The sequence below is a fragment of the Microcystis sp. M049S2 genome (assembly GCF_020245625.1).
GTDB classification, from domain to species: Bacteria; Cyanobacteriota; Cyanobacteriia; order Cyanobacteriales; family Microcystaceae; genus Microcystis; species Microcystis ichthyoblabe_A.
The window spans coordinates 1-20,444 of sequence record NZ_JADBUN010000212.1; the positions used below are offsets into that span (position 1 = coordinate 1).

23 protein-coding genes are annotated in these 20,444 nt (G+C 44.5%); 7 read left to right on the top strand and 16 right to left on the bottom strand.

Annotated elements, in window-relative coordinates; genetic code table 11:
* Positions 1-306: 306 nt before the first annotated feature.
* On the bottom strand, positions 307-1,071 hold the full coding sequence (locus IM496_RS17335; RefSeq protein ID WP_190723540.1) for an ABC transporter ATP-binding protein: 765 nt from the start codon (positions 1,069-1,071) through the stop codon (positions 307-309).
* Between the two features lie 256 nt (positions 1,072-1,327).
* Positions 1,328-2,140 (bottom strand): inositol monophosphatase family protein, encoded by an 813-nt coding sequence (locus IM496_RS17340; RefSeq protein ID WP_069475447.1) that lies wholly within the window; start codon positions 2,138-2,140, stop codon positions 1,328-1,330.
* A 61-nt stretch (positions 2,141-2,201) separates the two neighbouring features.
* Between IM496_RS17340 and scpB the strand changes: the two genes are divergently transcribed.
* Positions 2,202-2,720, top strand: a complete 519-nt coding sequence (gene scpB, locus IM496_RS17345) for an SMC-Scp complex subunit ScpB (RefSeq protein ID WP_008201517.1) — start codon at positions 2,202-2,204, stop codon at positions 2,718-2,720.
* A 135-nt stretch (positions 2,721-2,855) separates the two neighbouring features.
* Positions 2,856-3,206 (top strand): DUF760 domain-containing protein, encoded by a 351-nt coding sequence (locus tag IM496_RS17350; RefSeq protein ID WP_002803308.1) that lies wholly within the window; start codon positions 2,856-2,858, stop codon positions 3,204-3,206.
* Positions 3,207-3,512: 306 nt separating this feature from the next.
* Here IM496_RS17350 and IM496_RS17355 read toward each other — a convergent pair whose 3' ends face one another.
* From IM496_RS17355 to ldpA, 9 genes are all read right to left on the bottom strand, one after another.
* Positions 3,513-4,376, bottom strand: coding sequence for an NAD(P)-dependent oxidoreductase (locus tag IM496_RS17355; protein WP_194014539.1), 864 nt, complete (start codon positions 4,374-4,376; stop codon positions 3,513-3,515).
* 26 nt (positions 4,377-4,402) lie between these two features.
* Positions 4,403-5,062 (bottom strand): class I SAM-dependent methyltransferase, encoded by a 660-nt coding sequence (locus IM496_RS17360; protein ID WP_194014561.1) that lies wholly within the window; start codon positions 5,060-5,062, stop codon positions 4,403-4,405.
* A gap of 13 nt (positions 5,063-5,075) precedes the next feature.
* Positions 5,076-5,933: a DUF6671 family protein gene (locus IM496_RS17365; RefSeq protein ID WP_271947253.1), complete on the bottom strand. Its 858-nt coding sequence runs from the start codon at positions 5,931-5,933 to the stop codon at positions 5,076-5,078.
* A 166-nt stretch (positions 5,934-6,099) separates the two neighbouring features.
* A complete protein-coding gene (locus tag IM496_RS17370) occupies positions 6,100-6,957 on the bottom strand; it encodes a S1 RNA-binding domain-containing protein (protein ID WP_104397801.1) in 858 nt (285 codons plus the stop codon).
* A 96-nt stretch (positions 6,958-7,053) separates the two neighbouring features.
* Positions 7,054-7,788, bottom strand: a complete 735-nt coding sequence (locus IM496_RS17375) for a dienelactone hydrolase family protein (RefSeq protein WP_194014543.1) — start codon at positions 7,786-7,788, stop codon at positions 7,054-7,056.
* Positions 7,789-7,901: 113 nt separating this feature from the next.
* Entirely contained in the window at positions 7,902-8,717 is an 816-nt protein-coding gene (locus tag IM496_RS17380; protein ID WP_287662712.1) for a Cof-type HAD-IIB family hydrolase, read from the bottom strand.
* Between the two features lie 166 nt (positions 8,718-8,883).
* Positions 8,884-10,311, bottom strand: a complete 1,428-nt coding sequence (locus IM496_RS17385; protein WP_287662713.1) for a hypothetical protein — start codon at positions 10,309-10,311, stop codon at positions 8,884-8,886.
* Positions 10,312-10,322: 11 nt separating this feature from the next.
* Positions 10,323-12,068 carry a R3H domain-containing nucleic acid-binding protein gene (locus IM496_RS17390; protein WP_228009536.1) on the bottom strand — a complete coding sequence of 582 codons (1,746 nt, stop codon included), beginning with the start codon at positions 12,066-12,068 and terminating at the stop codon, positions 10,323-10,325.
* Between the two features lie 118 nt (positions 12,069-12,186).
* Positions 12,187-13,188 (bottom strand): circadian clock protein LdpA, encoded by a 1,002-nt coding sequence (ldpA, locus tag IM496_RS17395; protein ID WP_194014551.1) that lies wholly within the window; start codon positions 13,186-13,188, stop codon positions 12,187-12,189.
* Between the two features lie 700 nt (positions 13,189-13,888).
* Here ldpA and IM496_RS17400 point away from each other — a divergent pair.
* On the top strand, positions 13,889-14,656 hold the full coding sequence (locus IM496_RS17400; protein ID WP_194014553.1) for an ABC transporter ATP-binding protein: 768 nt from the start codon (positions 13,889-13,891) through the stop codon (positions 14,654-14,656).
* Positions 14,657-14,838: 182 nt separating this feature from the next.
* Here IM496_RS17400 and IM496_RS17405 read toward each other — a convergent pair whose 3' ends face one another.
* The 4 genes from IM496_RS17405 to IM496_RS17420 form a co-directional block, all read right to left on the bottom strand.
* Complete coding sequence (locus IM496_RS17405; RefSeq protein WP_002779205.1) at positions 14,839-15,072, bottom strand: hypothetical protein; 234 nt, start codon at positions 15,070-15,072, stop codon at positions 14,839-14,841.
* Between the two features lie 6 nt (positions 15,073-15,078).
* Entirely contained in the window at positions 15,079-15,318 is a 240-nt protein-coding gene (locus IM496_RS17410; RefSeq protein WP_002755261.1) for a hypothetical protein, read from the bottom strand.
* A gap of 111 nt (positions 15,319-15,429) precedes the next feature.
* Positions 15,430-16,131, bottom strand: coding sequence for a PEP-CTERM sorting domain-containing protein (locus tag IM496_RS17415; protein WP_287662715.1), 702 nt, complete (start codon positions 16,129-16,131; stop codon positions 15,430-15,432).
* A gap of 459 nt (positions 16,132-16,590) precedes the next feature.
* Entirely contained in the window at positions 16,591-17,223 is a 633-nt protein-coding gene (locus IM496_RS17420) for an HAD-IB family phosphatase (protein WP_287662716.1), read from the bottom strand.
* Between the two features lie 86 nt (positions 17,224-17,309).
* Here IM496_RS17420 and IM496_RS17425 point away from each other — a divergent pair, with 86 nt between their 5' ends.
* Positions 17,310-18,128, top strand: coding sequence for a carbon-nitrogen hydrolase family protein (locus IM496_RS17425; RefSeq protein ID WP_106908968.1), 819 nt, complete (start codon positions 17,310-17,312; stop codon positions 18,126-18,128).
* Positions 18,129-18,727: 599 nt separating this feature from the next.
* Complete coding sequence (locus IM496_RS17430) at positions 18,728-19,348, top strand: hypothetical protein (RefSeq protein WP_185241266.1); 621 nt, start codon at positions 18,728-18,730, stop codon at positions 19,346-19,348.
* Positions 19,349-19,387: 39 nt separating this feature from the next.
* Here the strand turns inward: IM496_RS17430 and IM496_RS17435 are convergent, their stop codons facing one another.
* Positions 19,388-19,522, bottom strand: coding sequence for a hypothetical protein (locus IM496_RS17435; RefSeq protein WP_260442116.1), 135 nt, complete (start codon positions 19,520-19,522; stop codon positions 19,388-19,390).
* 94 nt (positions 19,523-19,616) lie between these two features.
* Between IM496_RS17435 and IM496_RS17440 the strand changes: the two genes are divergently transcribed.
* Complete coding sequence (locus IM496_RS17440; protein WP_287662718.1) at positions 19,617-20,078, top strand: hypothetical protein; 462 nt, start codon at positions 19,617-19,619, stop codon at positions 20,076-20,078.
* 18 nt (positions 20,079-20,096) lie between these two features.
* A complete protein-coding gene (locus tag IM496_RS17445; protein WP_287662719.1) occupies positions 20,097-20,306 on the top strand; it encodes a hypothetical protein in 210 nt (69 codons plus the stop codon).
* The last annotated feature ends 138 nt before the right edge of the window (positions 20,307-20,444 follow it).

Consider the following 20,444-nt stretch of genomic DNA (forward strand, 5'->3'; position numbering starts at 1 on the left):
CCTGCATTATTCACCAACTGGCAAAAACCTGATTGTGAGGACATCTCAAAAAACAGACTGTTTTTCAGCCAGATCGCTAGATGAACTTCTTGCCAAGGCTTTCGAGGATTTTCCAAAGTCTTCATGAATAATGCAGGCTAACATCAGATTTTAACAGGTCAAAAGCCTTATTTTCAAAGGGTTTTACCATTATTCAGCAAGTCCTAGTTAAATAGTTTCAAACCTATAGCAGTAAGCCATCAGCTTTGAATCAGTTATATAGGAAGTTGTCGTTTTCTTTTCACTAATAACTGAAAAATCCCCACCCTACCCAATCACCTCGTGTAAATCCGTCGGTGCGAGATTAGGATAAACCACTTCACCATCCTTAAACCAAATAATGCGCTGAGAGTGACGCGCCACATCAGCCTCGTGAGTTACCATGACGATAGTAATGCCACTGTTATTCAATTCCGAGAAAATAGCCATCACCTCTTGGGTAGTTTTCGAGTCTAGCGCCCCCGTCGGTTCATCAGCAAGTAATAATATGGGTTGATTGACAATTGCCCTAGCAATAGCGACGCGCTGCTGTTGTCCCCCCGATAATTGATTGGGTTTATTGTGCAGTCGATTATCTAATTTTACCTTCGTTAAAGCAGCGATCGCTCTTTCCTTTCTTTCTTGGGGAGAAACCCCACCATAAATCATCGGTAACATGACATTTTCTAGCGCACTCATCTGGGGTAAAAGATGGAATTGCTGGAAAACAAAGCCGATTTTACGATTGCGAATCTGAGCTAAATCCCCATCCGGCAGCGTGGAAACGTCCAGATTTTCTAGATAATAAGCTCCCAAGGTGGGACGATCAAGACAGCCGATAATATTCATGGCCGTGGATTTTCCCGAACCCGAAGCCCCCATAATAGCGCAATATTCCCCTTTTTTCAGGCTTAAATTGACGTTATTAAGAGCTTTAACCATGGTTTCGCCACTGCCGTAGATTTTAGACACATTTTCGAGGCGAATAATTACCGGCTGATAGACTTCGGCTTTATCGTTGCGTTCGCTGAGAGAGGAAGTATCAAAACTCATGAAATAAATTCGTGGGGGCAGGGTGTGGGGTGTAGGGTGTGGAGTGTAGGGTTTTACCGATTTTCAGGGGGTCAATTACCTAATTTTCAGGCAAAAAGTGCCTAAATTTCCCCCCTGATCACTCCAAGGGCTGGCAGTTTTTGATTTCAAACAAGCTTAAAGATATTATCCAACAAGGTTTTTAGATTTATTCAGCAAGCCCTAAATAGAGATAAAACCAATAAATGCAGCTATTCTAACCTGAGCAATTCTCCATTCAAGCAACATCCTTGAGAAAACCGACTAAAGGCAAGAAAACTGGCGCTAAATTCGATCGAGCCACGGCTAAACAGGGATAGGATCGATCACTATAATTTTCCCCCACCTGTAAGGGAAAAATCTTTTCTCCTAAAGAGATAAATACCCCGCCGGCGGCCTGTAGAATTGCCCAAACCGCAGCAATATCCCAGACTTTTGGGGTTGCTTCCACTCCTCCCAAGACAGTGCCATCGGCAACCAAAAGCAGATTATAACTAGCCACTCCTATCATCCGCACTTTGCAGGGAAAGGGGTTTTTAAATACACCCGTACTACGAGCGCAGAGATTAAACAGATGATTTTTGCTGGGAAAATCGTCGCTGGTGTGAATCGGTTGACCGTTGCAGTAGGCCCCCTCTGGACCGGTTAAACCCGTCTCACCGTACCAATAACCATAATAGGACTGTTTCAGGCAGGGGAGATAAACAAATCCGAACACAGGAGTCCCCCGGTAGAGAAGTCCTAGGGAAATGCCCCAGATGGGAATACCGCGAGTAAAATTAGTCGTGCCGTCGATTGGATCCACTACCCAACACCATTCTTGATCCGGGAAAATATGGGTAGTTTCCTCGGTTAAGACTCCATGATCCTGGAAAGTGCGGGCAATTAATGATCGCAATTCACCATCGGACCAACGGTCGGCAGCCGTCACTAAAGTCCCGTCTGCTTTATTGGTGGCCTGTAATTTGCCAAAATCAGCTACTAGGCGATCGCCCACCTGCTCGGTAGCCTGATAACAAAAGTCTAAAACCTGACTCCAAAAAGTTTCCATAATTTTCTCGTTCGTCTTCTAGTAGAATATTAAATCATTGTCTAAACTTAGGTAGTCGAGATTGAGCGCGGAAGCCCACCAGGAGATCAGACTAGCTACCCGTCTAGAAGCGATACTTTACCTAAAAGGGCAGCCTGTCCCCTTAACCGAGATGGTGACATTAACCAACAGCGATCGCTTGACGGTGGAAGATGCCATGATCGAGTTAATGTCCGATTATGCTCACCGGGATAGTGCCTTGGAAGTGGTAGAAACCCCCCTCGGTTATAGTTTACAATTGCGGTCAGCTTATCAGAATTTGATCGAAGACCTGATCCCGGCCGAATTAGGCACGGGAACCCTCCGCACTTTAGCAGCGATCGCACTTAAAGAACCGATTTTGCAAGCGGATTTAATTAATTTACGAGGCAGTACGGCCTATCAACAGGTTCAGGACTTGGTAGAACGAGGATTTGTGAGAAAACGCAAGCAAAACGAAGGTAGATCCTATTGGTTAGAAGTAACCGATAAATTTCATCAATATTTCGAGGTTGACAATCTTAGGGAACAGGGTATTCTAGAATCTACCGATCAGGAATAAGGAGAGAAAGGGTATATTATGGGTAAATGTTTCTGATCACTGAGCTAAACTTGAGGAAGATGGGGGGACTTCGGGCAATCAAGAAGAGCGATTTGTTAACCTAGATTTAATAACCACTACAGCGTGGGAGTTCTGATGACTTTTAATCCTGATTTTTTTCCCTGGGAAACCGAAGAACAAAATGATAACTGTCTGATGCAGTATCTCCAGCAGCAGCATCCTGAAACCCTTGAGAGAATAGCCCAATCGGTCAGTAGCGAAATTAAAGATATTATCTCGCAAAACGTCAAGGGATTGGTGGGAATGCTGCCCTCAGAGGATTTTGCGGTACAAATTACCACTGACCGCGAGAATTTGGCGAATCTTCTCGCTTCAGCGATGATGACAGGTTATTTCCTCGGTCAAGTGGAGAAGCGCCATCATTTAGAATCAATTTTGTTAGCTACAGAATCAATTAAATTGGGCAAAAAACCAAAAATAGATTAATCTTCACCCCAAAAAGATAGAGACACTTTCATCGGTGTCTCTATCAGTTTTTAACCCCCTTTGGCAAAACTCACCATCACTAAAATCGAGAGTAGGATACCGGGGACAAGTAAACCCGCTAATAATCCAAATTCAGTCAGCGTCATAGGAAAATATGCCCAAAATTCCATCACTTCCCACTCTAACCCCCTCTTCTGGCCACCTCAACAAAGCTTAAGGAAAATTTAAAGCCTTTTATCGGTTTTTCTCCTATCAGTTGTCCGACTAGACAAACCAAAGAGAGTCTTTTTGATGTTGCCAAGCAGTTTATAATTCTTTTTTCAGCGCCTCATATAAAGCTGAATAATCGTCCTCTGCTAATCCCATTTCTAAAGCTTTTTCCAGAAGGCTCTGTACTCCTGTTAGGGGAAAAGTGGTTAAATCTAACTTCTCCGATTCCTCTAAAAAAAGATTGACATCTTTCAGTAAATGTTTAGTGGGAAAGTTAGGGTTAGTATAATTTTCTTCTAACATTCTGGTTAATTTTTTGTCAAAAGTAGGCGCATATAAGGCACTTTGACGCAGGATAGTCATGAATTTTTCTAGATCTACTCCTTGCCGGGATAAAAAAGCTAAACTCAAAGCAAAAGCACTGGTTAGAGAGGCAATTAATTGATTTAAAGCTAATTTTAATGCCGCAGCGGTTCCCACTTCCCCGATTAACATTGGTTCTTGACCAAAATGTGCTAATAAATTTGACCATTGATGAAACTGTTTCTCCGTTGCTCCCACCATAACTAAGAGAGTCCCCTTTTTAGCTTCGGGAATACTTCCTAACACGGGTGCTTCTAGATATTCTCCCCCTTTAGCCACAATTTTATCTCGCAGTTGTTTACTTTCAGAAGGAGCAATAGTTCCCATCTGGATAATAGTCCGATTATTAAAGTTAGATTGCTCGGAATTTAATCCTAAAACCTCTTGGATAGCGGCGGCATTAGTTAACATTAAAATCAGACAATCTGCTTCTTGAATGACTTGTTCAGGAGAGTTAAATGTTTTGGCTCCCAACTGCTGTAAAGGTGCTAATTTTTCTAAGGTGCGATTATAGGCAATAACAGGAATTTTCTGATTTAATAATCTTTCTACCATCGGCGTTCCCATTAATCCTGTTCCCAAAAATCCAACTTTCATAACTCGCTTTTTTCCTGATTTAGTGATTAGTTTTTACTTGTTTTTATGGCTGTCCAATGACGATTAGAAGACTGATAAATTTTAATATTTTTTAATCCCGACTGCTGGATTAAATCGGCAATTTCTGCTAGGGTAAAAGCCGCTCGCAGCGAGTCTTGAAATAGTTGCGCTTGTCGGGGAGAAAAATTAGGATCGATTTCCCTCACCATCCCCTGGATTATTTCCTCGGAATCAGGACGGAATAAATCTCTTAAAAAAATGCCCCCATTCGGTTTTAAAACTCGCTTAATTTCGCGTAAAAAAGGCAGAGGATTTTCGAGATGGTGGATTAAACTATTAGAAATAACTAAATCAAATTGCTCGGATTGGTAGGGAAGGGTTTTTCCATCAACTTTTTCCAATTTGATCTTTTCTTGACAGTTAGCATTAAGGATATTTTTTTGACCAATTTCTAACATAGAATCGGCCAGATCAATAGCGATAATTTGCCATTGGGGACGTAGTTGACTGATCATAATCGGAATGCGTGCAGTACCGGTTCCCACATCTAATACCCTAGCATTAATACCGGCCAATTGTACAGCTTCTTTAGCGAAATTAGTATTAACTTCGGTGAAGTCCATGGCATCATATTCGATCGCTTCTTCCCGATCATCCATTACTTCTGGTTCTAAAATTCTTTCCATAGAAAAGCTATCTTTAGGGATTACAATATTCACAATACATCGGATCGGCGTTTTTTTCACCGTTGGGAAAGAGTTTTTCCTCTCGATAATCACACCTTTGACAACCGTATAGTTCCAGTTTAATTAAAGAGGTGGGAAAGTGACATAAACCACAGGGTAAACCCGCTTTTCTTTCGATAATATCAAACCCTGGACAACCACAATTAGGACATAATTGATTGAGTTTTTGAACCAGATTTGCTGTCGCAGCTGCAATCGCTTTCATCCGCGTGGGATTGTGCATAGCACGCATATCGGTTTCTAGGTGTAATTTACCGTTTTTGTCAAGAATATCTTCAACAATTTTAACGAAATTTTTCTGGTCAGTAATTCCCTTAAAAATCTGCTCAGAGTCGAGAGAATTTTTATCAAACATCACCACTAAACCATGACTAGGAAAGCCAATTTTTTCGGCAAATTCTAAAGCAGCTACTAGATTAGTGACAGTTTGGTGAGCGTGATTAGTTTCCGTGACTATTGCTTGACCAATTATTTCTAGATTATGGACTCGATCGAGCAATAAAATCAATTCACGATTACAGGAAACTAACGGCAAGTTAGGATAGGGATAAAAACTACCCTCACTGGCAATTCCGATATCGTATCCCGAAAGCTCGATCGCTTCTTGTGCCTTCCTGCGAGCGGTTTCAATTTGTGTCCCGATGCGCTTAATATCCCGTGTAAAAGTGCCAAAGCGATCGGTATCAAAATTATCGGGTACAATCACCTTAAGGCCTATTTCTTGCGCTAAAATCGGTGCAATTACCCGCTCTTTTCCGTGCATAGTCCCTAAAATTGCTATCCGATCTTGAAACATCTTTTCTTGAAACATCTTGATCAAGGAAAAAGGTTTTTTTGGTTTTGGGGTTTTAGGGTTTTGGGGTTTTAGGGTTTTGGGGTTTCAGGGTTTTAGGGTTTTGGGGTTTTTAGTTGAAATTCCCTACTTCCCCATTTCCCCACTTCCCCATTTCCCTAACACCCATCCCCTAACCCCTAATTTAACTGTCCATTGTTTTTCCCTGAGCTTGTTTTAATCTTTCTGCTGCTGTTTCCATGACTTCTGCAAAGTTTTCGAGAATTTCGCCGGGGTGTGCTTCCAGGATTTTTGTGGATAGGGAAATGCGGTTTTTATATTCGTCAATTTCCGCGACTACCACTTGAATTGCTTGACCAACTTTAAAGAAAGTCATGGGAGAATTAAAAGAGGCTCCCGTCACCTGTTTAGCATGGAGTAATCCCGTCACTCCACCACAATCGACAAAAACACCGTAGGGTTGTAATTTAACCACAGTGCCACTTAATAATTTACCCACAGCTAATTGACTGATAGCGTTAGCGCGAGCAATTTCTCGCTGAGATAAAACTAATTTATTATTTTCTTGGTCGATTTGAATAAAAGTTGCGGTTAAAAGTTGTCCGATCAGGGAATCTAAATCATTTTTTTCGATTAAATGGGAGCGAGGGATAAATCCTTTTAATCCTTCCACCTCTCCCGTCACTCCCCCCTTATTCACCCCCATGACGCGCAGCTGCACCGACTTGCCACTTTCAGAAATTTCCCTGACATTTTCCCAAGCTTTTTGTAGTAATAATTGCCGCAGAGACAGGGTAACTTGTCCTTCCGCATCCTGTCCACGGGTAATCAGAAAATCGAATTCTGCACCTATGGGTAAAGCTTCAGCAATAGAAGTAACATTTTCCAGGGAAATTTCCCTTAAAGGAATAAAAGCGGAGGATTTGCCGCCAATATCGATGTATGCTCCATCGGAGGTGTGTTGATCGACTCTCCCGCGCACGATCTGCCCTTTTTCAAATTGATAATCGTATTGATCAAGAGCTTTGGCAAAATCGTCCATGGAAAAGGCTGGGTTCGGTGTCATGATAAATAGAATGGTTACAAATGTGATTTCGAACTGCTTCCAGTGTAAGCTGAAGCTTAAGGAGTCAGACCATTAAGATTTAAGAAGGCTAAATAACTCTAGCACATGATTCCAGGCAGATTTGGCCGCCTTAGCATTATAACTAGCTCTTTGGTCGCAGAAAAAGCCATGGTCGGCGTTTTCATAGCGGAAAACTCGATGAGGAATCTGATAACGGGTTAATGCGTTTTCTATCTCATCCACTTGCTTTTGAGGAATACTGGTATCTAACATCCCGAAAAATGCGTAGATTGTCCCTTTGATTTGGGGAGTCACCTTCACTGTCGCTTGACCACCCCCAGGGGTTCCCGTGGTGATTCCCGCACCGTAAAAAGAGGCACTAACTTTGATATCCTCTAGAGTGGAGACAAGATAAACCACATGACCACCAAAACAAAAACCGATCGTGCCGACACCGGTTTTTTGCACCTGTGGCAAACTATAAAGATAATCGATGGTGGACTGGATATCGCTGAGCAATTCGGCTGCTTTGGTTTGTTCTTTGTACTGACGACCGATTTCGATATCTGCCATACTGTACCCCGTTTCAAAACCGGGAGCAAATCGCTGATAAATGGCAGGAGCGATCGCTATATAGCCTTCTTGGGCAATTCTGCGGGTAACATCGCGAATATGGTCGTTTACGCCAAATATTTCCTGAATTACGATAATTGCTGGATAAATTCCCACTCGATCGGGAATGGCTAAATAGGCATCTATGTCAATATCTTTGTTAGAAATCGTAACAGTTTGCGTATTAATAGTCATAATTTTCTCGGTAAAAAGCGAATTGGTGTTAGGGTGTTGGGGTTGTAAGGTGTTAGGGTTTTAGTGAAAATTGCCCACTTCCCCATTTCCCCACTTCCCCATTCCCCCATTCCTCAAATTAAAACAAACTTTTCCAAGGCCGCGGCCACCCCATTTGAGTCTACACTGGGGGCAACCCAATCGGCTTGATCCTTAACAGCTTGGGGAGCATTACCCATGGCAACACCGACACCCGCATAGGTGAGCATAGAAACATCATTAAAATTATCACCGATCGCCATAACGTTTTTGGGTTGTAATCCTAGGATATCTTCGGCCAAAAATTGGGTGGCGCTTCCCTTGGTAGCCTCAACGTGGGTAACTTCAAAAAAAGTCGGACTCGATTGGGTAAAGTATAAATCTTGATTTTGATAGCGTTGCTGTAAATGCTGCCAAATCTCGGCGATAAATTGCTTATCTTCTCCCATGGCCAGGATTTTAGTAGTTTTGTGGGCCACTTTGCGTAAATCTCCCACTGCTTCGGCAATAATACCCGATCGCTGCCGATAGAATTCCGTTTCCGCGTTTAATTGCCGCACATAAAGCACATCGTCCATATAAAAATTAAGGGAGATTTTCTCCTTCCATTGGGGTTGTTCGAGATAATCTAAAAGATCGAGCGCTAAGTCGGGGGAAATGGGGGTATGTCGATGGTGAACTTGGGAAACAGGATCTTGAATCCAAGCCCCATTGTAAGCAATTATAGGTAAAGTGGATTTAAGGCGTTGATGAAAGCGTAAAGCCGAGCGGTACATCCTACCAGTGCCGATAGCGACTGAAATCCCCTTTTTTTGGACGGAAGAGACAGCTTGCACCACAGCTGGATTAACCTGATTGTTATCCCCGGCGATCGTTCCATCCACATCGACAACGATTAAGCGAATATCCACAGTCTTTTCCCATTCAACGGTAACAGTTAATAGTTTGCCACAAGAATTAAGTAGGGTTGGCTGAAAAAGTTTTTTGGTGGTGTGGGGTGTGGGGTGTGGGGAGAATAAATAAAAATAGTCTCGGAGTCTTGACTAGGAAATTAATTTTGCACGACTACTTAGTCAGTTAAGTATCGGGTAAATCTTGGTATTCAGCTAAAGCATTGATAAAAAAGAAGTCTCCCCAAATTAAACCCGTATCATAGATTTGGGTGGGTTGAATTGCGGCGGGATGATGATAACAACCATGACGCAATAGACTCATCTCTGGGGCGGTTTCGTCGGGAAAATACTGAAAAGAAGTCAAATTTAAGAGAGTATTATCGATCGCCTCTCGATAGCTTCCATAACTAGGATCACTGCTGGGTAAAGCTTTTAATAGGCGAATCATCCCCGCCACAGCGATCGCTGCTGCCGAAGAATCCCTTTCGGTAGCGGCATTTTTTTGCAAGGCATAATCAAAATCCCAGGGGGGAATAAAATCTCCGGCGCGTCTTTGCTCACCGGGCCAGCGATCGGGCAAATTTTCCAGATAATAATTAATGGCATCCTTGGCAATGGTTAACATTTCCGGATCGCCGGTGTAAATATAGGCCGTCGTGGCAGCATAAATAAACCAAGCTTGACCCCGGGACCAAGTGCTATCATCGCGCCAGCCCTGTTTTCCCTCATTAAATAAGAAATTTGTATAGGTGGGAGAGTTGACATTTTGATCAAAATACCCTCTTTGCCAAGTTCCCGTTTTACCCGGGCGACGGTTAGCCCCAAAGGTGCGGCTAATGGTGCGGATGTGGGAAAGGGCCTTTTCTTGCCAATCTTTTGCTTCCTTGGGGTCAGAATTGTGGCGACTTGCCCAGAGAAGTTGTTCTATATTGATTGTATGGTCCATAAAAACGTGCCAATGTTCTTGCTGATCGGTGCGATCAGCCTTGCGTAACCAGCCAAAAGTACCGATATCGGTGTGATAACTCCCTTTACCATCCTGAAAGGGTTGCGCTAGTTGTCTGGCCCCCCGTAAAGTTATATCTAAAGCTGTCTGTTTTTCCTGGCCCTGTCCCGACTCAAACCAAGGAGCAAACACCAGTACATTATTAAGAGCGATGTCTTTGTTCTTCAAACTGGTTTCTTTTAAGGGATCGCTCCATTTTTTCGCCGCAGCTGACCAAAATCCCGCATCCATAGGGTTTGATTCTAAGTCAGCAATTTTCCATAATAGAGCAGGAAAAGCACCTGCCGCCCAAAAATCGGCCTTTTCTAACTTCCAAGTGCCGGGGGTGGGACTATTCCTCCTCCGTAGCCAATTGAAGAAATTAAAACCCGATGGCTCTGGATAGGTAAGATAGGGATAGAGAATGCCCCGACGGGCATAACTATCGAGATAATCGATCGTAGTGGCTAGTTTCATCTTAGCCAGATCGAGACAGAGCTTAATTCTTTCAGCTAGGGGCATTTTAGCCCGCAATTCCGCCGCCGATTCGGGACGACGGATCATCAGGGCGGCCACCGCACCGATCGCCGCCCCCGTACCTATAATGATGAGCGTGCGTCGCTTCAAATTCCTGACTCCTAAGCTGGATAGATACGAATACGGCGATTAGGTTCCTCTCCGAAGCTATCGGATTGGAGACGGTAATGTTCCACTAATTCGTGCTGCATTTTTCGCACTTTCGCCGAGCGGGGCAGTAACTCCACCGGTTGACCAGTAGGAATAACGATTTGTTCCACCGCTAACCGGGCCTCCTCCAAAGCTTCGATCTCGTCATCGCTGCCGCTGCGGGCAAATAAACGCAGATCCGCGCCTTCCTGATTCATCGGGTCATCAATGCCCAAAATCCGCTTTAAACCCCGAGAAATTTGGGGCAGGGTATTAGATTTGATGCCGTGGATGGGAATTTGTCTTACTTTGGCAATTTGACGCAATTTTGACTGATTTTTAACGTGGGAACGCAGGGCCAACACCGCGTCAGCCGCCTGTAAATCTTTGGTCAAAACGATCGGCAAATCTAGGGCCTGTACTACCTGTTCGATCGGGGCGCGACTGACTCCGTAGGGATAGACATAAACCGGCCAATCTTCGCCATTGGGACCGGGTACGCGGACTTTTTCCGTTTCCGGTTCTTCCTGTAGCCAAGATTGTTCGAGGAGGCGATCGAAATCGTTTTCCCGGTTGAGAGGGACCGCAGGGAAACGGGCCAGGGGAGTCATCCGGCCATCGGCCCGCCATCCCTTGGGTTTATCCATTTCCGGGAGATAATTGCCGCGCAAAGGGGTGAGGTTTTCCGGTTTTGGTTCTTCCTGAGCTACCTGTACTTTCCCCTCCTCATCTACCCAACGGATTTGGGCAATTGCTTCCCGTCCCCGCAGCAGTTGGTCGATAGTAGTAGATACGTCCTCGTGGATGACCCAGCGCTGACGTTCCAACATTTCGATGGCAATCTCAAAGGTGGGGGGTGCTTTGCGTTCTAAAACGGTCTTCTGGGAACCCCGGCGGCGTGCTTCTTCGTCTCCGAGAGTTACTGCCTGAATTCCCCCAACTAAATCCGATAAAGTCGGGTTTTTAATTAAATTTTCCAGTTGATTGCCGTGGGCGGTTCCCACTAACTGCACCCCGCGTTCGGCGATCGTGCGAGCGGCCAGAGCTTCTAATTCCGTACCGATCTCATCAATCACGATCACTTCTGGCATATGGTTTTCCACCGCTTCGATCATGACTTGATGCTGCAATTCCGGACGGGACACCTGCATCCGACGGGCCCGACCGATGGCTGGATGGGGAATATCTCCATCTCCGGCGATTTCGTTGGAAGTGTCGATAATCACTACCCGTTTATTGAGATCGTCGGCTAAAACTCGGGCTATTTCCCGCAGGGCCGTGGTTTTCCCTACCCCCGGACGACCCAGCAGCAGCAGGGATTTTCCTGTTTCCACCAGGTCGTTAATTAGGGTGATCGTACCGAAAACAGCCCGACCGATACGACAGGTTAAACCGATAATTTCGCCATCTCGATTGCGAATGGCACTGATGCGGTGCAGGGTGCGTTCAATCCCGGCGCGATTATCGCCGCTAAAACTGCCCACCCGGGCGATCGAATACTGGATTTCTTCTTTTGAGATCGGTTCGTCCCCCAGATAGATCGCCCCATCGGGAAAACGCGCTTCTGGTATGCGTCCCAAATCCATAACTACTTCGATCAGTTGATGCTGCCGCGGGTGTTCCTCGATTTTGCCGCGAATCCGAGCGGGTAGAATTGCCAAGAGTTTGTTTAAATCGTCGGTCACTGGCATCCGAGAGGAGGGTAGGGTTTCTGGCATTAATAGTAAAGGGTTTTGGCGATAATTGGCTGTTTTTATTTCCAGGATTTTCTTGGGGTCTAACACATTTAGGGGTTATTTGTCAATTAAAAAAAATATTATAGTTTTTTGAGCAAGGCTAGGCTTTTAATTGAGCAACCATAATAGAAGCAGCTTTAACGGCTTCTTGGTAAGCTTGGGGGTCATTTTCAAGGTTAGGCTGGTCTAAATGCTCTAAAATTGGCAAAATCAATGAACGGGCGTAACTTCCATAGGCAATACCAGCGATTTTTTCTCTCAGTCCCAGTTGCTGTAATTTGGTCACGGTGTGGTCATTGGTTCCCCCAGCTAACTGCACAAATCCAGCTAGATTGTCGGAGAGGACTTTCTTGGCCATATTGATGGCCGGGTGGGTGGTTCCTTTGCCGATATCGCCGCTCATCGGTCGGCCGTCCGTCTGCCAAATCAGAGGACAGTTTAGGGGTGAAATAGTTTCTCGCAGATAGTGGAGGTAATCGATGATATATTCATGATCTTGGCAACTTATGGCCAGGATTTTTAGGTTTTTAGTTAGCGGTGCGATCGCTGGCCAGAGTCGAGCAAATTCCTCTCCGTGACCGACTTGGGTATGAATTTCGATCGCATCGACTCCCATTTCGACAATTAAGGGGATAATTTCTGCGGGTTGACAGACACGGGATATTGTCTCGATTATTTGCGGGGGACAAACGGGTAAGCAGCGACCGCAACCATAACAGCGCTGTTCAATCACTCCTCCCCTATCAATAGCATAAGCGGGACAGATTTTTTCGCAGGGACGAGGACAATCGACGGGACAGAGTTGCGGGTTAAAGACAGCTTTACGAAAGTGGGGATCTTCCCCATCATTGAGACTGACCATCAACCAAGGTCGTCGATTTGGGGAGAATCTGGCGATTTTGGCGGCGGTTTCGATGCCTTCGCGGGCTGCAAGGATCACGGCTCGATCGGCGGCCACATCAATACAATCGGCCCCGGCGATAGTATAGGTCAAAGCGAGGTTGCGAATCGTGGGCAAATCTTGGTAACTAGCTCCACAGATGAGCTTGAACCAGTGACCCGCAACTAGGGACTGTAAGGGAGAGGAGTTTTTATCTAGCACTTTTTTATCCTATCGCAGCCAGCCCTAAACTTCAGCCTTGTCCTGCTCTGATTCTGACTAAAGACTGATTATTGATTCTTCTTGGACGTACTAAGCGACAAACGCTAAGTAGGGTTTGCTGAAAAAGTTTTTCCTGGTGGCAGGGTGTGGGCTTCGGCCGTGAGCTCAGCCGAACGGGTGTAGGGTGTGGGGTTTTACCCATTTTCAGGTGGTCAATTACCTAATTTTTAGGGAAAAAGTCCCTGAATTTTTCCCCCAATTACTCCAAAGGTCGGCACTTTTTGAGGGGAAAAAAGTCTAAAAACCTTATTGGATAAGGTTTTTAGATTTATTCAGCAAACGCTAAGTAAAACCGATTTATATCGACTTTTGTAGTTCATCTGTTCTATTTTAGTTCGTCTCTTGCCAGTCAGTCAACAACTTCATCAATAGCGATCGCTTTTTGGCTAGATGAGGACATCTCTGCAATTATGGCAGTTTTTCGTTATCGGTAGTGATTCGCTGGTAGTGGTGAGCCGTCTTGCTGATCTGATGAGGATTGTGTAGAATGTTTCCTGATCAAAATAACTGCCCGATAAATCTTGACAACTGATTCTTTCAGGGTAAATCTCCTGAGAAATATCTTTTTTTTGGCCGGTGCAATGCTTACTTGCAATCGTCTTGATCGAGTAAAATCGACTAATTTAATCTGTTAACAAGGATGCAAGCAAATTTATTAGAAGTGCGGGGAGCCACCCGTCGATTTGGGGGATTAGTCGCCGTCGATGGGGTTAGCTTTCAGGTACAAAAAAACGAGATTTTTGGCTTAATTGGACCTAATGGGGCGGGAAAAACGACTTTATTTAATCTGATCACCGGTTTAATTCCCCTATCCAGTGGTGATTTAATTTATCAAGGCTGCAGCCTGGCGAATTATCGTCCTCACCAGATCGCTAAGGCAGGAATTGCCCGTACTTTCCAGAATTTGCGCTTATTTGGTGAATTATCGGCTTTAGAAAATGTAGCGATCGCTGGTCACATTCACAATAGCTCCAATCTTTGGACGGGAATTTTGGGTTTACCAGTTTCGAGAAGGGAGGAGGAAAAAACCTATAAAAGAGCGGCAGAATTATTAGATTTAGTCGGATTAACCGACCAAAGCAATCGCAAAGCCCGTAATTTAGCCTATGGCGATCAAAGACGCTTGGAAATTGCCCGCGCTTTAGCTTTGCAACCCCAGTTATTACTCCTCGATGAACCAGCAGCCGGGATGAATCCCAGCGAAAAGGGGTCATTAAGTCAGCTAATTCGACAAATTCGTGATAATTTAGCTTTGACTGTCCTGTTAATCGAACATCATGTGCCTTTAGTGATGGGATTATGTGATCGCATTGCTGTGTTAGATTTCGGTAAGTTAATCGCTTTGGGAGATCCAGCTACAGTCAGGGAGAATCCTGCGGTGATTGAAGCTTATTTAGGGGATGAATAAGGATTTTAGGCTCTCTTGGGTTTGGTGGGTAAAATGTATTCTAAGATACATTCCTCCTAGCGGGGGGGGGTGGAACGAACCACAAAGACACAAAGGACACAAAGATTGAGCGATCATATAGTAAGTTAAACTTATCACACAGAACCTAGAAAAGCCCAACGCCCAGGTAATTTACTCGCTATTTAAGGGCGGACTGCTAATAACTGGACTTGTACCGTTTCAGGAAGTTTTATTATGACAAAATGATTTTCTGGATACAAATAATCTTCACCAGATTCGTCAATCACTCGCAAACATCCCACCTCTTGCGCTTCAGCATCAGGTAACACTTGATAAAGTTTACAAACCTCTAAATCTCCGCCTTCTTCAGCGGTAATACAGATAGCAAATTCAATGTTAGATGCTGGTGTTTGCATAAATATTTAGTCCAAAACTCGTTTAACTTTCATTTTTCGCCGACCAATACCATGAGACTCATACCAGTGTAGTTCAGCTTTGCGGATTTCTCCATTAGGAAATTGAACTAAGCCGACTCCTTTTAGCTTTCGCCATCGACGACCCCCAAACTGCGCTTTTAGCCTTCTGAGTTCACGAATAGAGAGGTTGACGGCGATAATCTCTATTTCGGTTAGTTCTCCAATCAACTCAAAACCATTACCCATCTCATCATTCTAACAAAGATTAATAAAAATCTGGAATGCCCAAAAAAAAGAGATCGCACTTTATCAATGTAGTGCGATCGCTGCTAATTTAAGGCTAGATTTGCCAGTTTTTTATTTTAATTTGGGCTTCAGAACAGAGCCAACTCCCAGAAAGCCCACTGCCAGAAGACCGAAGAGACTGGATGGCTCTGGTACTGATACCGGCCCCGGTGTGTTTGACCCTAGCGTGATGCTGTCAAAACCTACCTGATCGGCTACACCCCCGAAGAGTACGGACTTCGCTGTCCCGGCAAAGCTCACACCGATGGGGTCCCAGTTGCAGAAAAATCCCGTCGGGTCACCCGTGCAGTTGTTATTTTGGGAGTTAACCCCCAGATTAACCTGAGCCAGTTGGGTGCCTGTTCCATTCAGTCCGTCGAAGATGGTTACAGACCCAGCTTGACCTGATGAGTAATAGAAGGAGAAACCCGTGTTAAAACCTGCCGCTACGTTCATCAAGTTGCCAGAACCCGACACGAAAAACGCGATGGTGTGAGGCGTAGGCTCGTTGGCAAAGTTGCCAGTACCGCCATTATCGGAATCAATGATAGCCAGAGAATCCGGTCCGAAGGAAATGCCATAATTGGGACCGGCAGATCCCAAGCTCCCAGTACCTCCGTTGTAAAAGTTAAGAATTTGTTCGAGATTTTGCAGTCCCTCGAAGTCGAGACTGACAACTGCCGCATCTGCCTTAGGAGCAGCAAGAATGCAGGTAGAAAGAGCTGCTCCAGCACCAACTATCGAAAGTTTTTTCAGCACAGTCGAAGTTTTCATGTTCAGAAAATTTCCTCAAAACAAATAAACAAACAAACAAATGTTCTGACTGACCTTTAAAGGAGAAAATCTCAAATTAAGCGACATTGGCAAGGGAGAAAAATTGATTTTTTCAAAATTGCCAATCACTAAATTTTAAGCTAGTTCCTCAATGACAAGACAGAGCAACAACGGGATTTTACCCCCCCCCCCGATTTTGTCAAGTGTAAACCAACACAAATTTACAAAAATTTATAATTATTGTTACCCTTAAGAGTAGGGTAGTAAATCTCAATTTGGTCGAAATATCTATATTACAGAGCGCACGCAGTTCGATAAACTCACTGACCACAGTGCGCTCCTACCATTGGCGCAATAATATTATTGTAGGGGCGAATTGCATTCGCCCTCTTTGATCCCCCCTTAATCCAAGGGGGGTATCTGACAATTTTTAACCCCTACCTAATTAACAGCTAATCCCTAATCTCTCAATAACAGATATTCGCGAATCTCAAAAAAGTTATCCCAAGGAATATAGGGTTGATTTTCCGATTGCAGATAATCGATTAAACGATCCCTAGCAAAAACTAGATCGGCCTTTCTAGCCATGGTAATATCGGTGACAGAATCACCGATCGCAATAGTTTCTACTCCCGAATATTTGGACATAATCAAGGCTTTAGCCACTAATTCCGTCTCATTTTCCCAATCGGAGTGAACTTGCAGATATTCCCCTTGAGTATGAAGATTGACCCCATAAATTGCCGTCACCTTATCTAATAGTCCCTCCCGTTTTAAGACCGTTTCAATCATGCCTTGGATGCCACCGGAGATAATAATAAAAGGGATGGATTGCTCCTGTAAAAAAGCGAGGAATTCGGCTAATCCGGGGCGAATTGGCTTGCTTTCGGCATAGGCAAGAATATCGGCGTATTTTTGGCTCGGTATCGACTCTAGCAGTTGACGAACACCCCGGCGCAGAGTCAGAGTACGCGCGTACATTTGGGGCATAATTTGGGCCGATAAATCGGGGGCGAATTCTTTGAGCATACCCGCAAAAGTTTCCACGGCGGTGATAGTGCCATCAAAGTCACAGAAAACAATTTTACTCATGGGGTGACAAAATATCTGAAATTGGATATAATCGAAGGTTATGATTAATTTTACAGAGATTATCCGACTCTAGAGCTTCAACCCCCATGAAATCCTATCTCGCCGCCGCCATTCAAATGACCAGTCAGCCGGATTTAGAGAAAAATCTCGCTGCCGCTGAAGAATTGATCGAACTTGCCGTGGGTAAAGGGGCGGAATTAATCGGTTTACCGGAGAATTTCGCCTTTATGGGGGCAGAAAGCGATAAAATCGCCCAGTCCGAGACTATTGCTCTCAAAGCCGATAAATTCCTCCGCACCATGGCCCAACGGTTTCAAGTGACCATTTTAGGGGGTGGTTTTCCCGTGCCGGTGACGGGTATTCCCGATAAGGCTTATAATACCGCTATTTTAGTTGATGGCAACGGTGCGGAATTAGCCCGTTATCAAAAGGTCCATCTCTTTGATGTCAATGTCCCGGATGGTAACACCTATCAGGAATCGAGTACAGTCATGGCAGGGATCGATTTACCGCCAATTTATGGCTCCGATAGCTTGGGCAAAATTGGCCTCTCGATTTGCTATGATGTGCGTTTTCCTGAACTCTATCGCTATTTATCGCGGCAAGGAGCCGATGTTTTATTTGTACCTGCGGCGTTTACGGCTTTTACAGGGAAAGATCATTGGAAAGTTTTGTTACAAGCGCGAGCGATCGAGAATACTTGTTATATAATAGCTCCCGCTCAAACGGGCAATAATTACGCACGCCGTTACACCCACGGTCACGCTATGATTATCGATCCTTGGGGTGTGGTTTTAGCCGACGCGGGGGAAGAAGCGGGGGTGGCAATTGCCGAAATTAATCCCCAACGTCTGCAACAAGTGAGACGACAAATGCCTTCCCTGCAACATCGTGTTTTTGTTTAAAATTCGATTCGACAATTTTAACGCCTAATTTTGGGATTTAACTCGGTTTTTTCGCGTAACATTGCTCCCTGATAACAAGGGTCGAATCTAAAACCTAATTAGTTAAGCTAAAAGCTTTGATGTACTGAGTTTCTAACCTTCTTTGCCAGATTCTCAGGGTAAGCTCATCTAATAAGGATGTAGTCGATTTATGCCAGCCGATCAAACCATACCAAGTAATGAAGAACTAGGTAAAAATATCCGTAAACTTTATTAACAATCTTCCTTGAAAATGTCTTGACTATCGCACCCCGACTCAGGGATTATATAAAGATGTAGCGTTTCTCGTCAAGGTGAATTGTAAATTAAACCTTGCCGAAGTAAGAATTCTCAGTTGCGAAAACATACCTCATATATCCGAGAAACGCTGTAGAGCAGACAGGGATGCAATTCAGACTTGAATTGGCGAAATTCAAGTCTTGACTCTATTTATTGTCAACTTGAGTCCAAAAATACTCTGATGGTTGGACAAATATGCTCTCTGGACTTGTTCTAACAAGATTCCGGGCTAAATGAGAAATAATCCCATTTAGCTTCTCTAGACCGTTAAGGAGAAACCGATGTCATCTTATACCACAGAATCAGAAAAAATTGATTTTCCGAAAACCCTAGATATAGCCACCGTTTGCGTCTATGGGCTAGGAATCCTCTCGGCGGGCCTATTTTTATTTCTGCCCTTCGTCAACCTGCTGCATCCGAGTCCGTGGCAGCGATGGCTAGGCACAATTCACGGTTTTGGTTCCCTATTAGCCCTAGTCGTGATTGTTTACGCTGGTCATCTCGCTTTTCCCCTGCTCAGAGGTTCTAGCAAAATTTTGCGGCAAATGCGAACCCTCACCTTCTGGTCCACCGTCCTCGCTTCTTTGGCGATCGCCACTGGCAATTTAGCCTATATGCGCTATCGGGCCGGTTTAGAGTTTGGCGGTGCGCGGGCATGGCTAAAGGAAAATTCGCCCCTCGGTCAATACGTCCTCATGGAATACCACGAATTCAGCGTCCTTTTTACCCTACCCCTAGGCGTGGCCTGCACTTGGATTCTCTGGAAATACGGCGACTCAATCCTAGACAAAGCTAATCGACCGGTGTTAACGGTCACTTGCATTGCCCTGATGGCGATGATGTTTTTTGCCATGGGTGGACTGGTTAGCGGCCTCGGTGTTGCCAAAATTCACGCCCTTTAACCCATTATTTAGCTACTTTACCTCAAAAGTGAACAAAATTCAACTTTTGCTCGTTTTAGCTACGGTTTTCGGGTTATCTATCGCCGCTCCCGCCCTAGGGGGTGTAAACTTAGCCCCGATGGTACGGATAGGAAGGCGGCCAGCATTAGCAACCAAAGTCAAATCGTCGGTCATTTCCCTACTGCTGGTAATACGGCTGGGGACTTTTAGCGGTGGGACTTTTCGGTTTTAGACACTTACGAACTCTGAAAAAATAGGAACAAATCTGATGACTCAACGTTACGTCGATAGTCCTTGGTATGGAAAAATCTGGGCTTTTTTAAAACAATTTCCCCAAGGTTTAGCCGAAGGTGCCAAACGTTCCCCTGCCACTTCTGGCCCAGCAGCTGCGGCGATTATTAGTGCTGGTATTGGCTGTTTTTTAATGATGGTTGCTCACCATTTTTCCGATGCAGACCATTCAAAAACCGTAGAAACTCTTCTTTGGAATTTGGGTAGTTGGATACCTGGCAGTAAAAATCCTAGCAAAATGTGGGGCAATATCGGCAGTTATAGCGGCAAAGAAACGATGTTATTAATTGGCTGGTTAGTCAGTTGGCCGATACTGCATTATCTTTGGAAAGATCGCCAGATAAAAGCTAAGACCATTCTCTTTTGGTTTTTTGCCCTCATGATTGCCGCCACGGCCATGTCATGGCATCCACTATTTCCCTATTTACCTTTAACTTAAAGCCTAGGAGGTGACAAAATGAACGCTCAAGTTAGAAAGTTTTCCTCGCGTAAAATGCACGATATCGTCTGGATATTAGTGGGACTTTTTGGTTTATTTGCTATTACTTTTCCCCTGGCTATGTGGCGAGTGAGCAATATGGAAAAGTTTCAAGGTTCTCATGTGAAATCTTTAGTTGTTGTAGAAGGAGAAAACACTCCCCAATCTTCACAGCTTAAAACTAAATAGGGTTTGCTGAAAAAGTTTTTCGTGGGGGCAGGGTGTGGGGTGTGGGGTGTGGGGTGTAGGGTTTTACCGATTTTCAGGTGGTCAACTACCTAATTTTCAGGGAAAAAGTACCTGAATTTTCCCCCCGATCACTCCAAG